This window comes from Staphylococcus xylosus (genome assembly GCF_002732165.1).
Taxonomy (GTDB): Bacteria; Bacillota; Bacilli; order Staphylococcales; family Staphylococcaceae; genus Staphylococcus; species Staphylococcus xylosus.
Window position 1 is genome coordinate 70,210 of sequence record NZ_MRZO01000003.1, and the last position, 13,437, is coordinate 83,646.

At 33.8% G+C, this 13,437-nt stretch carries 11 protein-coding genes and 1 pseudogene; 8 read left to right on the forward strand and 4 right to left on the reverse strand.

The window, feature by feature from the left end:
- Nucleotides 1-16: 16 nt before the first annotated feature.
- The 3 genes from argC to argB are packed head-to-tail and all read left to right on the forward strand — an operon-like array spanning nt 17 to nt 3,084.
- Entirely contained in the window at nt 17-1,048 is a 1,032-nt protein-coding gene (gene argC, locus BTM19_RS05460; protein WP_069796968.1) for an N-acetyl-gamma-glutamyl-phosphate reductase, read from the forward strand.
- Between the two features lie 23 nt (nt 1,049-1,071).
- Complete coding sequence (argJ, locus tag BTM19_RS05465; protein WP_029378094.1) at nt 1,072-2,310, forward strand: bifunctional glutamate N-acetyltransferase/amino-acid acetyltransferase ArgJ; 1,239 nt, start codon at nt 1,072-1,074, stop codon at nt 2,308-2,310.
- 12 nt (nt 2,311-2,322) lie between these two features.
- Nucleotides 2,323-3,084 carry an acetylglutamate kinase gene (gene argB / locus BTM19_RS05470; protein ID WP_069796966.1) on the forward strand — a complete coding sequence of 254 codons (762 nt, stop codon included), beginning with the start codon at nt 2,323-2,325 and terminating at the stop codon, nt 3,082-3,084.
- Between the two features lie 125 nt (nt 3,085-3,209).
- On the opposite strand, the pseudogene BTM19_RS05475 reads toward argB, so the two are convergent.
- Nucleotides 3,210-4,441, reverse strand: a pseudogene (locus BTM19_RS05475) (ArgE/DapE family deacylase).
- A gap of 217 nt (nt 4,442-4,658) precedes the next feature.
- Between BTM19_RS05475 and BTM19_RS05480 the strand changes: the two are divergent.
- Nucleotides 4,659-5,036, forward strand: coding sequence for a DUF1398 family protein (locus BTM19_RS05480; RefSeq protein WP_225489442.1), 378 nt, complete (start codon nt 4,659-4,661; stop codon nt 5,034-5,036).
- 170 nt (nt 5,037-5,206) lie between these two features.
- Nucleotides 5,207-5,746: an NADPH-dependent FMN reductase gene (gene ssuE / locus BTM19_RS05485; RefSeq protein WP_029378097.1), complete on the forward strand. Its 540-nt coding sequence runs from the start codon at nt 5,207-5,209 to the stop codon at nt 5,744-5,746.
- A 183-nt stretch (nt 5,747-5,929) separates the two neighbouring features.
- Here the strand turns inward: ssuE and BTM19_RS05490 are convergent, their stop codons facing one another.
- On the reverse strand, nt 5,930-6,589 hold the full coding sequence (locus tag BTM19_RS05490) for a hypothetical protein (protein WP_029378098.1): 660 nt from the start codon (nt 6,587-6,589) through the stop codon (nt 5,930-5,932).
- Nucleotides 6,590-6,673: 84 nt separating this feature from the next.
- Complete coding sequence (locus BTM19_RS05495) at nt 6,674-7,429, reverse strand: IclR family transcriptional regulator (protein ID WP_029378099.1); 756 nt, start codon at nt 7,427-7,429, stop codon at nt 6,674-6,676.
- Between the two features lie 147 nt (nt 7,430-7,576).
- On the opposite strand from BTM19_RS05495, the gene BTM19_RS05500 reads away from it, so the two are divergent.
- Together BTM19_RS05500 and BTM19_RS05505 are read left to right on the forward strand one after the other, a co-directional pair.
- The gene (locus tag BTM19_RS05500) at nt 7,577-8,938 is read left to right on the forward strand and encodes a gluconate:H+ symporter (RefSeq protein ID WP_029378100.1); all 1,362 of its coding nucleotides are present in this window, start codon (nt 7,577-7,579) and stop codon (nt 8,936-8,938) included.
- 21 nt (nt 8,939-8,959) lie between these two features.
- A complete protein-coding gene (locus BTM19_RS05505; RefSeq protein ID WP_038679209.1) occupies nt 8,960-9,979 on the forward strand; it encodes an alcohol dehydrogenase catalytic domain-containing protein in 1,020 nt (339 codons plus the stop codon).
- A 157-nt stretch (nt 9,980-10,136) separates the two neighbouring features.
- Here BTM19_RS05505 and BTM19_RS05510 read toward each other — a convergent pair whose 3' ends face one another.
- On the reverse strand, nt 10,137-11,726 hold the full coding sequence (locus BTM19_RS05510; protein ID WP_058625723.1) for an L-lactate permease: 1,590 nt from the start codon (nt 11,724-11,726) through the stop codon (nt 10,137-10,139).
- A gap of 410 nt (nt 11,727-12,136) precedes the next feature.
- On the opposite strand from BTM19_RS05510, the gene BTM19_RS05515 reads away from it, so the two are divergent.
- Complete coding sequence (locus tag BTM19_RS05515; RefSeq protein WP_029378103.1) at nt 12,137-13,390, forward strand: MFS transporter; 1,254 nt, start codon at nt 12,137-12,139, stop codon at nt 13,388-13,390.
- Nucleotides 13,391-13,437 lie beyond the last annotated feature (47 nt).

The following is a 13,437-nucleotide window of genomic DNA, read 5'->3' on the forward strand; positions in this document are numbered from 1 at the left end:
GAAAGGACTGAACGCCATGATAGATGTTGGCATTGTTGGAGGTAGTGGTTATGGAGCGATTGAATTAATTAGATTATTAACACATCATCCATATGTAAATGTTAAGTATGTGTTCTCGCATTCAAAAATTGACGAACCAATCAAAGAAACATTTCCTCACTTGAGTCACTTAACACATCAATATGAAGCGCTAAATAGTGAGCATATTGACTGTGATGTTGTATTTTTTGCAACGCCTTCTAATATAAGTAAAGATTTAGCACCATCATTAATTGAAAAAGACATTAAGGTTATTGATTTGTCAGGTGATTTCAGATTAGCTGATAGAACGACATATAAACAATTCTATGGTGAAACAGCAGCACCACAAGAACAATTAAAAAAAGCCAATTATAGTATCGCGGAGTGGTCAAATATTGAACCGAACAATACGCAATTAGTTGCCAACCCCGGTTGTTTTCCTACTGCAACATTGTTAGCTTTACATCCACTGGTTGATCAACAAATCATTAACAATGATTCTATTATTATTGATGCTAAAACGGGTATTTCAGGTGCAGGACGATCACTAGCGCAACATGTCCATTATTCAGAGATGAATGAAAACTTTAGCGCTTATGCCATCGGTAAGCATAAGCATAAACCTGAAATAGAACAGTATATTTCAAAGCTAGCAAATGAAAATGTAAAAGTAGTATTTACCCCACATCTTGTTCCAATGACGAGAGGTATATTATCAACAATTTATGTAAAACTTAATCAACATATGACTAGCGAAGATTTACATGCAACTTTCACAGATTATTATGAAGATAAATCATTTGTCCGTATTAGAGATATTGGCATTTATCCGAAAACGAAAGAAGTCTACGGCAGTAATTTTTGTGATATTGGTATTTATGTCGACGAAGAAAGTCAAAGTGCAATTATTGTATCGGTAATTGACAACTTAGTTAAAGGGGCAAGCGGCCAAGCGATACAAAACTTGAACTTAATGCATGGATGGAAAGAAAATACAGGATTAACTCAAACACCAGTATATCCATAAGCTAATTTGAAAGGGGAGAGAAGATGATAGATATTGAAACGATTGATACGTTAAACCAATTAAATATAGATTTACAAGGTGATGTAAGTTCGCCATTAGGTTATATTGCAGGCGGGTTTCATGCAGGATTAAGAAGAAAGAAAAAAGACTTCGGTTGGATTTATTCGACTACAGAAGCGACAGCTACAGGTGTATATACACTGAATCGTTTTAAGGCTGCTCCTTTAAAAATAACTGAAGAAAGTATTAACGCTAATAAAAAATTACAAGCAATTGTGGTAAATTCAGCAAATGCGAACTCATGTACAGGCGAAAAAGGTATGCAAGATGCTCTAGATACGCAATCTTGGGTAGCTGAACGCTTGAATATTGATCAACAAAACGTTGGTGTTGCATCCACAGGCGTTGTTGGTGCGTTCTTACCTATGGATAAAATCCATTATGGTACACAGCATGTTTTGAAAGAAGAATATAATAATAGTCAATTTTTCAATCAAGCCATTTTGACAACAGATACTGCAACTAAAAATTTATCAGTACAAGTTGAGATTGATGGTAAGACAGTAACTATTGGTGGTAGTGCTAAAGGTTCTGGGATGATACACCCAAATATGGCTACAATGCTTGGGTTTATAACAACTGATGCTAATATTGATGCGGATACTTTGGACTATTGTCTGAAGCAATCAACAGATCAGTCGTTTAATATGATTACAGTTGATGGTGATACAAGTACAAATGACATGGTACTATGTATGGCTAATGGTCAAGCGAACAATAATAAAATTGACGACTTACATCCAGAATGGCATAAATTTGTATATGCCTTTAATTTTGTAAGTCAATACCTTGCAAAATCAATTGCCAAAGATGGTGAAGGTGCTACGAAATTAGTTACTGCAAAAGTGACAGGTGCACCTAATGTTAAAGAAGCAAAAAAAATTGCTAAAAGTATCGTATCGTCCAATTTGGTGAAAACTGCTATACATGGTGAAGATTCAAACTTTGGTAGAATTGTAACTGCAATAGGTTACGCGTCACAATTTGTAGAACCAAATGAGACAAATGTTTCTTTTTGTCAGTTACCAGTGCTAGAACAAGGGATTCATGTAGAGTTTGATGAGCAGTTATTAAAAGAACGTCTAACAGAAGATAACATTGTAATAGAAGCTTCAGTTGGAGACGGTGATGGTGAAGCGGCAGCATATGGCTGTGATTTATCATATGAATATGTACGCATTAACGCATCGTATAGAACATAAGGAGTGTGTCAGATGAGTTATATTGTTATAAAAATAGGCGGTAGCACATTAACTAATTTACATGATTCGACGATTGAAGATATCTCTAAATTAAAGCAACAAGGCTATCAACCAATTATTATTCATGGTGGCGGACCATTTATAAATAAAGCATTAGAGCAACGAGGTGTGGCGCCTTTATTTGAAGATGGTTTAAGAGTTACTACAGAAGAAGTATTAACAGTGACTAGTCAAACGTTAATAGGTACTGTAAATCCAGACTTAGTAAGCAAAATTAATCAATCTAATATACAAAGTATTGGTATGAATGGTATAGATGCTAAACTTTTTGATGTAGCGCCACTAGACGAGAAATATGGATACGTAGGCGAACCTATAGATATAAATACATCTGTATTTGATAAAGTAACGGACCAATTTATTCCAGTCATTGCTTCAATTGGTATGAATCAAGCAACGTCACAATTATATAATATTAACGCGGATACATTAGCTTATAAAATAGCACAAGCACTTAATGCGCCACTATATCTTTTAAGTGATATTCCAGGCGTATTAATCGATAAAGAAGTACAGTCTACGTTGAATGCAGAACGTATTCAGTGTTTTATCGATGAAGAATTGATATATGGAGGGATGATTCCCAAAGTACAAGATGCAATTCAAGCTATTGAACTAGGCTGTCAGAAAGTTGTGATTGCGGCAGGAAGCGAATCACATATTATTCAAAAATTACAAGACGGTGAAAATGTAGGAACAACTATAAAACAATAGACGTATTTTTGAATAATAACTGTATGTAGATTATTAATATATGCAATAGTATAAAGAATATGAAAAAGGGCTTAAGTCTTATAACACATAAGAGTTAAGCCCTTTTTCATATTTAATGATTCATTCTACTTATGGTTGTTTGTATAAGTAGTTAATAAGTCTGTATAGAAATCAATAAATTTGAAGTACATTGATTTTTCAACTCGTTCGTCAATTTGATGTGGTTTTTCACCAGGACCAAATACTAAGAATGGGAAGTTTTCGTCTTTACCACGTAATAAATTAGAAGCATCTGTAACGCCACCTATTGGAGCGGCAATGAACTCTTTATCAAACGCTGATTTAGCAATTGTTTGAGCCGTATCGATTAGGCTATTTTCACCTGTAGTGAGAACAGGGTCTAAATCGAGATATAAATCACTTTCTAATTTAGCACCGTTAGCATTATGTTTTTCGATTGTATCGTCAAACAATGCTTTAACTTGATCATTATTATACTCCGGAATTGTACGAATATTGAAATCTGCATCTGCATCTTCTGGTACAGAATTGACTTGAACGCCGCCTTTAATTAAAGTATTTGTTATTACAGCTGTAGGGCATTTTCAATTTCTTCTGCAGCATATGTTGCAGGTAGGGATTGTTTCATTCTATCTATAAAGTGAGTGAAATCTAAAGCGTTGCCTTTTACTTCTTTAGAAATTTTATTGTAAGAAGCATCAATATCTTGAATAAATTCGATTAAGGGTTTAATTGCGTTAAAGCCGAGGATTGGCATTGAGCTATGTGCGGATATACCGTGAGATTTTATGCGATAGTCCATTGAACCTTTGTGTGCATAAACCATCATATCTTGGCATGGTTCAGCTATTACAAGTGCCTCAACATCGTCCATATAACCTTTTTCGTATAAACTTTGTGAGCCAAGTTGTTCCATTTCTTCGCCAGTTGTAGCTAAGAATTTAATGCGTCCTTGTTTCAATGATTGTGTGTTGTTGATTTCAATTAATGCAATCGCTAAAGCGGCAAGACCAGATTTCATATCTGCAGCGCCACGGCCATATAAGAAACCATTGTCTTCAGTTAATGTAAATGGCTCGTAAGTCCATTGACTGTGATCACCTTCAGAAACAACATCCATGTGACCAGAAATACCGATAACAGGTTGTCCTTCGCCAATTTCAGCAATTAAGTTAGCTCTACGGTCATCAATTTTATCAATCGTAGAATCGATACCGTGTTGTGCAAATAGTTTTTGAAAATATTCACACACTTCAATTTCATTATCATTTACTGTGTTCATTGCCACAATATCAGATAAAATTTGTACTTTTTCTTCGTTGGAAAATGTACTCATAACATACCACTCCTTTTTAAAAACTATCACAATTATACATCTGGCAATTTAATTTGATAAGCAAAAGGACTTTTATTTAAAAACTTATAATAATTTTATTTATTTTGTGTAAAGTTATTACGCTATATTTGATTGTGGGAAACCTTGTTTTGTCGGATTATTGAAAATATGATAGTAAAAAATAAGATACTAAGGGAGAAAGATTATGACTTTTTAATTGTCTGCAATTCAACAAACACACCAACAATATACTGGAGTAAATTTTCCAAAACTATTTCAAGCTTTTAAAGCAATGGGGATAACAATTAATACCGTTGATATTCAAAATGGAACTACAGTATATACGCATCAAAGTGGAGAACAAATTATAGATAAGGGTGTGAAGAGTACTGTACCTATATCACATCATACAGATAAAGAGCAATTACAAGAATCATTAAAACAACATCAAATAGGGGAAACAGATTTTTCAAGCTTTTGTGATGAAATGGCTCAAGCAGGAATTTACAAGTGGCATATAAGTATTGATGCTGGAACATGTGCTTACGTAAATTTAAAAAATGAAATTGTTATCGTCGAACGGATTCCGCAATAATGATTTGAATGAGAGAGAAGTAAAGCGTTGATATTTAAGACCTATGTTATGACAGTATTAATCATTGATGATACGGTAGGCCCATAGAATAATTATTATTTAAAGGTAGCAGATTATATGCTGCTTAGTAGAGTGATGTTATATCACGCGATGGGAAGGGGTTCATTAATATGGCAAGTGTAGCAATTATTGCAGGTGGCAATAAAATACAATCACGTTTAACAGGTGTTGTGGATTACGCTGAACAATATTTGAATGATGTAGGTATTGAAACTGACGTCATTCATGTACATCAGTTAGATGCAGAAGCATTAATTACGGCAGATTTTTCAAATAGCTCAATTAATGAAACGCACAGAAAAATTGAAAACGCGGATGGCATTATCATCGTATCTCCAGTATTTAAAGCGGCATATTCAGGTATAGTTAAGACTTATCTCGATTTATTACCACGTGGTGCATTAACCGGAAAAACAGTATTACCGTTAGCATTGGGTGGGACATTCGCACATGTGCTTGCTATTCAATATAGCTTAGACCCAGTGATTAAGGAACTAGGCGCAGATACGATTCATAAAGGTAGATTTATTTTAGATAAGCATATTACTGCAAATGAAGATGGGACATATGACTATGATCAAGAAGCGAAAGATGGTCTGAATAAGACGTTAAAAAAGTTTGTCAGTGATAAATCTCAAGTGACGGAATAATTTGAAGTCGAACCATATGACACGTGCGTATAGCATAAATGTATGGCATATTAATATATTTAGCGATTTGAATTAGGAGAAGGTAGAAAAGTCTTCAATAATTTGAAAAGCGATACGCACACGTGTGAAATCAAAATTGCTGATTCCACATTTAAAATGCGTATCGCTTTAATTATGTCATAATTATGAAGGCATTAAATGCCACTGTTGGAAGTGGTCATAAGTTAAATCAAATTGTTGTGTTTTAATTTCTATTGGAAAGGCGGAGGATGTCTTTTCAGAAAAGAACCATCGTCTATGTTCAGGCGTTAATAAAATAAAACTTTCATCATGTTTATCTCCTAGAAAATTCAAGGCGTCAGGTATAAACTGTCTTTGTTCATGTGTTTCCAACTGATATTGCGTTAAAGCTTGATAGATAGACTCTGTATCATTGCATACAAAACCAATCTCGCTAATTCTTGAAAATTCAGGCTCATCTGTCATATTAGAGACCCTAGCAATTAATTCGACAATATTTCCAGAAGGATCATTAAAGTAAACAGAATGTGCAACAAAATCTTCAAAGTAAGTTGTATGTTGTTTGTCTTCCATCAATAGAAATAAAATATTTTGATAATGGTTTTTCATATCATAAAAATGATTATAAGGAATATCAATAGCAAAGTGATAATAAGGTTGGTTAATGTCATGTGAATGTCTAAAATACAATTCTGTTTCACCAATTTCAACCATAAATGACTCTTGGTCAATGATTTCAACCGTACACTCTAATGTTTCCTCATAGAACTGTCTTGTTTCTTCCAATTCTGACGTTAATAATGTTATACTTTCAAATTTCATATGCATATCCCATCCCCACGTAGTACCCATATATAATAAATGATTTAACTGTACTTTATCAAAATAATAACGATGATGATAATATTAAGAATTTATAAAACCTAAATTTTTTGAAATGTTATTTGCTGTAGTTTGTAGTTGAGTAATATAAAATTCTTTTTTTGGCAATTGACTCGTTGAAAAAGACAAACTAATCGCACCTTGTACTTCATTACGATAATTAACGAAATAAGTGCCAACACAATAAATACCTTCTTCATTTTCTTGTTTATCCTCTGCATAACCTTGTTTGCGAATCATTTCAATTTCCTCCATAAAATCATCAAAGTTAGTGATAGTATGCTTTGTATAAGGGATGATTTCAGAATTATTCCAAACAGCTTGAATCGTATAGTCATCATACTTTGATAATATTGCTTTTCCTACGGCAGTACAATACATAGGTGCTCGTAGACCTATTTTAGAAGCCATTGTATAAATCGCATCATTTGGAATGAATTTTTCAATATAGAGAATTTCATTTTTATCTTCAATAACTAAATGACATGTTTCATTAACTGTGAAAGAAAGTTGACTAATAAAACTTTTAGCGATATTTAAATAATCAATATTTTTGATACTGGAGTAGCCTAATTGAAATAATTTATAAGTTAATTCATATTGATGTGTTAATGGGTTTTGTTTCACATAATAATTATCTATTAAAGATTTAACTAAACGATGTACAGTCGTTTTAGATAACTGTGTTTTTGCTACAAGTTCATTTAATGATATCGGGCTATGATGTGATATCAATTCTAATAAATTTAAAGCACGATCGATTGATTGAACATTGGACATAACTACACTCCTTAAATTGACAACGTTTTCATTTTAGCTTTATACTAATAAAGTATTCTATTATATGATATACCATTACACAATGTGGAACAAGGGTAAAAAATACAAAATCTATAGGTAGCTACACATCAAAAGGAGTGTATTGAAATGTTTGGAGAGTTCTGGCCACTAATCAGCGTTGTATTAGGTGTTGTTGTACTGTTATTTTTAATTATTAAATGCAAGATTAATGCCTTTATATCTTTGATAGTTACATCAATTTTTACTGGTGTGATTTTAGGTATGCCACTAGAAAAGATAGTAGAAACGGTAGAAAAAGGTATGGGAAGTACTTTAGGAAGTGTAGCAATAATATTTGGATTAGGAGCTATTTTAGGTAAATTGCTTGCTGATGGTGGTGGCGCAAATAGAATTGCAGATACATTTATAGATAAATTTGGTGAGAAATATATAAAATGGGCAATGATTTTAGCGTCATTCATTATTGGTATTGCACTGTTCTTTGAAGTTGGATTAGTACTATTAATACCTTTAGCGTTTACAATTGCAAAGCGCTTAGGTGTATCACATATGAAGATTGGTATACCAATGGCTATTGCACTATCAGTAACGCATGGATTTTTACCTCCGCATCCTGGTCCCGTAGTCATTGCAAAAGAGTTAAATGCCAATTTAGGACAAGTATTATTTTATGGACTTATTGTAGCTGTGCCAACAGTGGTCATTGTTGGCGGACTATTAGTCAAAATCTTACCTAAATTGTCTCCCAGTGCATATAGTAAAGAAATTGATATGGCCAATATTGTTTCTGAAGTATCGATTGAAGAAAAAGATCAACCAGGGTTTAGACTTAGTGTGTTTACTGCCTTGTTACCAGTTATATTGATGTTATTTGCGACAATTGTACAAATGATCACTGGTCATCAAGATGCTGCAACCAACCAATTAGAAAGTATTATTTACTTTATTGGTAATGCACCAATAGCAATGTTGATTGCATTACTATTTGCCATGTATTCAATGGGTATTCGTAGAAAGAGGACAATGAATCAAATTATGGATAGTGCCACATCTGCCATTATTCCAATTGGGATGATGTTACTTATTTTAGGTGCAGGTGGGTCATTTAAGGAAATCTTGATTGATGGAGGCGTAGGAAAAACAATTGAACACATGTTTGTCGGCTCTAGTATGTCTCCAATCTTATTAGCTTGGATTGTTTCTTCTTTGTTGAGAATAGCACAAGGATCAGCAACAGTCGCAGCTATATCTACTACAGGCATAGTACTACCCTTATTACAAGCCACAGATGTGAATCTTGCATTAGTGACTTTAGCCATTGGCGCAGGAAGTATTATATTCTCACACGTGAATGATACTGGCTTTTGGATTTTTAAAGAGTATTTTGGATTGACCGTAAAAGAAACTTTTTTAACGTGGTCTGTTTTAGAGACAGCAATATCGGTTTGTGGTCTAGTATTTGTATTGATTTTAAATATGATTATTTAATTTGAAAGGAGAATGAATACGATGAAAGCTGTGTTTATTAATGGGAAAGAAGATATTGAATTAAAAGAAATTGAAGAAATAAGTACACAAAATAATCCTGAAAAAGTACTTATAGAAGTTAAGTACGTGGGTATATGTGGATCGGATTTACACTATTTGGCAGAAGGTGCTAGTGGTCCAGCAGTGATTAGAGAACCCTTAATACCTGGACATGAATTGAGTGGTGTTCTACTTGAATCTATGGATTATAAAGGAACGACACTTTCAAAAGGGACAAAAGTTACAGTTCACCCTGCAACATATGGTGATGAATTAGCACATGCACCACATAATCCTGAGATATGGCCGAATGGTTCATATTTAGGGTCGGCTAGATATTTACCACATAAACAAGGTGGTATGGTAGAAAAAATGTTAGTAGATAAATCGCAAATATTCCCACTACCGGATAGAGTTTCTTTAAAGATGGGAGCGCTAGCTGAACCTCTTAGTGTGGGGATGCATGCAATTAATTTAGCAGGTGGTGTTACAGGTAAAAAAGTACTTGTGTCAGGAGCTGGTCCAATTGGGTTACTAGCTGCAGGAGCAGCTTATACCTTGGGCGCAGAAAGCGTGACGATAAGTGATATGTTAGAGGAACCGTTAGCGCGTGCACATGATTTAGGCGATATAGAAATATTAAATATTACAGATAATAATATTCCTGAAGATAGATACGATATAGTATTAGAGTGTTCTGGAGCTACTCCGGCAGTAACGACTGCATTTAAGGCTGTAAATATAGGTGGTACAATAATCCAAGTTGGTAATTTACAGGATAAATCTTCACCAATTAACTTAAGCCCGATTAATATCAAACAGGCTACATATCGTGGATGTTATCGTTTTAATAGAGAAATTGAAGATGCTTTAACAGTGCTAGCGAAAAACGAAAAGATTATTAATGTAATTACTCAAACATATGATATCGAAAACTTTAGAGAAGCTTTTGAAATAGCTGCAAATTCTAGATTATCATCTAAGGTAATGATTAAACTATAAATGTATATTTATTATTTAGGATTGAGAGTATAGACTCAAATTTTAGTTTGGTCAGATAATTAAATAATTTAAGATAACAAAAAGTCCCACTTCTCATTTAATTGAGCTAGTGGGACTTTAATATATACTGCTATTGCTTAATGGCAGCAAGTGTTAGCTAAAAGAATAACCACGTAAATAGAAAAGCGCTGATACCTACAAGTAGGCAATATAGTAACGCAGGTCCAAGTGTTTTTCTGATAACACTACCTTCTTTTCCGGGCATATCCACAACAGCACAGACGGCTACAACATTGTGTACACATATCATATTTCCAGCTGCTGCTCCGATAATTTGAGCTGCTAATACAGTAAATGGTTCGGCACCAATTGTTTGAGCAATATTTAATTGGATAGGTGAGAATGTCAACGTAGAAACAGTTGCACTTCCTGTTATAAATGAACCTAATGCACCTAAAAATGGAGCGACAAATAACCAAATTGGTCCTAAGTAGTGTGACATATCTTTAGCGATATATTCTGGCATGCTGATTAAATCATGTGTATTAATGCCAGAGTTAATAAATACGTGTACCATTGCAAGCGTAGCAATGAGCGTGATTCCAGTTGTCTTAATAGTATTTAACGAATCAAGACTGGCATGTCCTATATCCTTTAATGGTTTACGTTGTATAAAAACAGCAAAAATCGCTGAAAGTATAAGGATTGTTCCTGGTGAATATAAAATCGCCCATTCAGATGCGATAGACTCAAAATTTAAAATGTTATTCCAAGAAATATCCAATACGTGTGTTGTAAAATGTTTGATGCTTGGAACAGTTCTAGTAAGTAATAATAAGACAACAACCATTAAATATGGGGCCCAAGCGGTTAACAATGGCATTGATTGTTCTTTTGTACTAACTTCATAATCAGGACTTAAACCATCTGTCCACTCTTCTTTAGGTAATAACCAGCCCTTTTTAGCGGTAATAACAGCAACGATTAATCCAGTTAAAGAACCTAAAATAGCAACAAATTCTGCGCCAAATAAAAAGGCATATACAAAGGCAGAGCCTGCATAAACAATACCAATTAGCGCAAGCCAAGGTAATATTTCGACGATAGATTTAAGTTTATTATTTTTGCCAAAGAATATCACCATTGCAGTAATTAAAATAATAGGTATGAAAATGCCACTCAATAAATCTAAAGTTGTAATACGTTCTGCCGTCGATTGAAAGAAAGAGCTATCTGCGTCATGTAATGTACTAAGCCCTACAAGGACAGGTGTACCAACAGCACCGAATGAAACGGCTACGCTATCAGCAACTAGTGCAGTTACAACTGCGACAATCGGGCGGAATCCTAACGCAACCATTAGTGGGGCAGTTACCATTGCAGGCGTCCCAAAACCAGAGGCACCTTCAATTAAAGAACCAAATAAAAAAGCGACTAAGATAACTTGGACACGCATATCACCTGATATCTTTTTGAATCCTTCATTAATACGAGTTACTGCACCAGTTTGACGCAATGTATTGAGTAATAAGAGAGCGCCAAATAAAATATAAAGAATAGTAAATGTTTTGTGTGTACCTTGTAATAACGATGCAATGATAACATCACCATTCATTCCCCAAACAAAAATCCCTAATAACGTTATAATAATTGCACTTATCGTCATTCCTTTTAATGCAGACATACGTAATAATACTAAGAAAATAAACGGAACAATAACTGCACTAAAAGCAACAAGAAGCATCATAAAAATCACATCTCCCATAAAATAAATATCATCAAGTCATATGATGACTAAATATCCTTAATTGTAATCGCATTCATAGAAAATTTCAATCATTGTTAAATAAAAAATTCCATTAAAAATCTATTATATTTTTGAGAAAATACACTTTTTAGACAAGGAAGAATGTATCGGCATGCTGCTTTGAAAATTTATATTTTAGCATTTTATTACTAATAACCTAAAATAACGAAAATAAACGAAAATAAATTTGCATAAAATAAAAAAATGAAATAAAATAACCACAACATCTGGAAGCGCTTTCTGAATTGTAGTTAGCGCATTATGGATCAAGTAACTTTAGCATTAGAGAAAAATTATTTTTGAAATTAAGAATAATTAGAAACGATATTTTATTAACAGGGGTGTTATATATGAATGATAAATTAGCTAAAATGGGAATTCCACCAACGCTAATATGGGGGTACTTTGGTGTACTTATATTTATGATGGGAGACGGTCTAGAACTAGCGTGGATTAGTCCATATTTACATGAACAAGGTTTATCCATACAACAAACGGCATTATTAACAACTTGTTATGGTATAACTATCGCCATAGGATCATGGTTTTCGGGTGTTTTAGTAGAAGTGATTGGGCCACGAAAAGTAATGTTATTAGGTACACTGCTATATATTATCGGACATATTATTTTTGTAGGTCTAGCAATTCCAAATATGAACTATGAAATGATGATTCCGTCATATGCAATTAGAGGTTTTGGTTATCCTTTATTTGCTTATTCATTTTTAGTTTGGGTTGCATATCGTTCTCCACAAAAACGATTAGGCGCAGCTGTCGGATGGTTTTGGTTTGTATTTACAGGAGGATTGAGTGTCCTTGGATCATTTTATTCTTCAATTACAATTCAATTATTTGGGCATTTCTTTACTTTATGGACGGCTATTATTTGGGTGCTTATCGGAACGTTTTTAGCAGTATTTGTAAATCGTGATCAATTTGAACTTGAGCATAAAGAAGATGGTTTTAAAGCACATCTGAAAGAAATGGGTGCCGGTATTACAATATTAAAGAGAGAACCTCGAGTAGCATTAGCCTGTATTGTGAGAATTATAAACCAGGCCGCACAATATGCATTTCCATTGTTTCTTCCAATATATTTATCAACCAAAGGTATAGCTACAACAACGTGGCTAAATATATGGGGGACTATTTTTATAGCCAATATTATTTTTAATATAATATTTGGGGCTTTGAGTGACAAAATAGGATGGAAGAACACTATTTCATATATCGGTGGTATTGGTTGTGCTGTATTCACTTTAGGATTATATTTTATTCCTGAAGTGTTTACTGGGAACGTATTTATCGTTGGAACTGTAGGTTTTTTATGGGGGATGTGTTTAGCAGGTTTCGTACCAATATCGGCACTTGTACCCTCTCTTGTTCATGATGGTGACAAAGGTCCAGCAATGGCGATATTGAATTTAGGTGCAGGATTATGTGTTTTTGCTGGGCCAGGATTAGTTGCGTTGTTCTACGATAGTATTGGTGTAAAAGGTATGATGTACTTAATATTTGGTTTATATGTAGCTAGTGCTATTATGACGCGTTTCTTAAAAACTCCAGAAGAGAGAGGGATAAGTGAAAGTAAGGAAGCTGTTTAAAACACTATTATCAATTGAATGAATATGAAAATTCTATGCAAAAGGTA

Coding starts and splice junctions, on each gene's coding strand:
- argC (WP_069796968.1), top strand. CDS start 17: ATGATAGATGTTGGCATTGTTGGAGGTAGTGGTTATGGAGCGATTGAA.
- argJ (WP_029378094.1), top strand. CDS start 1,072: ATGATAGATATTGAAACGATTGATACGTTAAACCAATTAAATATAGAT.
- argB (WP_069796966.1), top strand. CDS start 2,323: ATGAGTTATATTGTTATAAAAATAGGCGGTAGCACATTAACTAATTTA.
- ssuE (WP_029378097.1), top strand. CDS start 5,207: ATGGCAAGTGTAGCAATTATTGCAGGTGGCAATAAAATACAATCACGT.
- BTM19_RS05490 (WP_029378098.1), bottom strand. CDS start 6,589: ATGAAATTTGAAAGTATAACATTATTAACGTCAGAATTGGAAGAAACA.
- BTM19_RS05495 (WP_029378099.1), bottom strand. CDS start 7,429: ATGTCCAATGTTCAATCAATCGATCGTGCTTTAAATTTATTAGAATTG.
- BTM19_RS05500 (WP_029378100.1), top strand. CDS start 7,577: ATGTTTGGAGAGTTCTGGCCACTAATCAGCGTTGTATTAGGTGTTGTT.
- BTM19_RS05505 (WP_038679209.1), top strand. CDS start 8,960: ATGAAAGCTGTGTTTATTAATGGGAAAGAAGATATTGAATTAAAAGAA.
- BTM19_RS05510 (WP_058625723.1), bottom strand. CDS start 11,726: ATGATGCTTCTTGTTGCTTTTAGTGCAGTTATTGTTCCGTTTATTTTC.
- BTM19_RS05515 (WP_029378103.1), top strand. CDS start 12,137: ATGAATGATAAATTAGCTAAAATGGGAATTCCACCAACGCTAATATGG.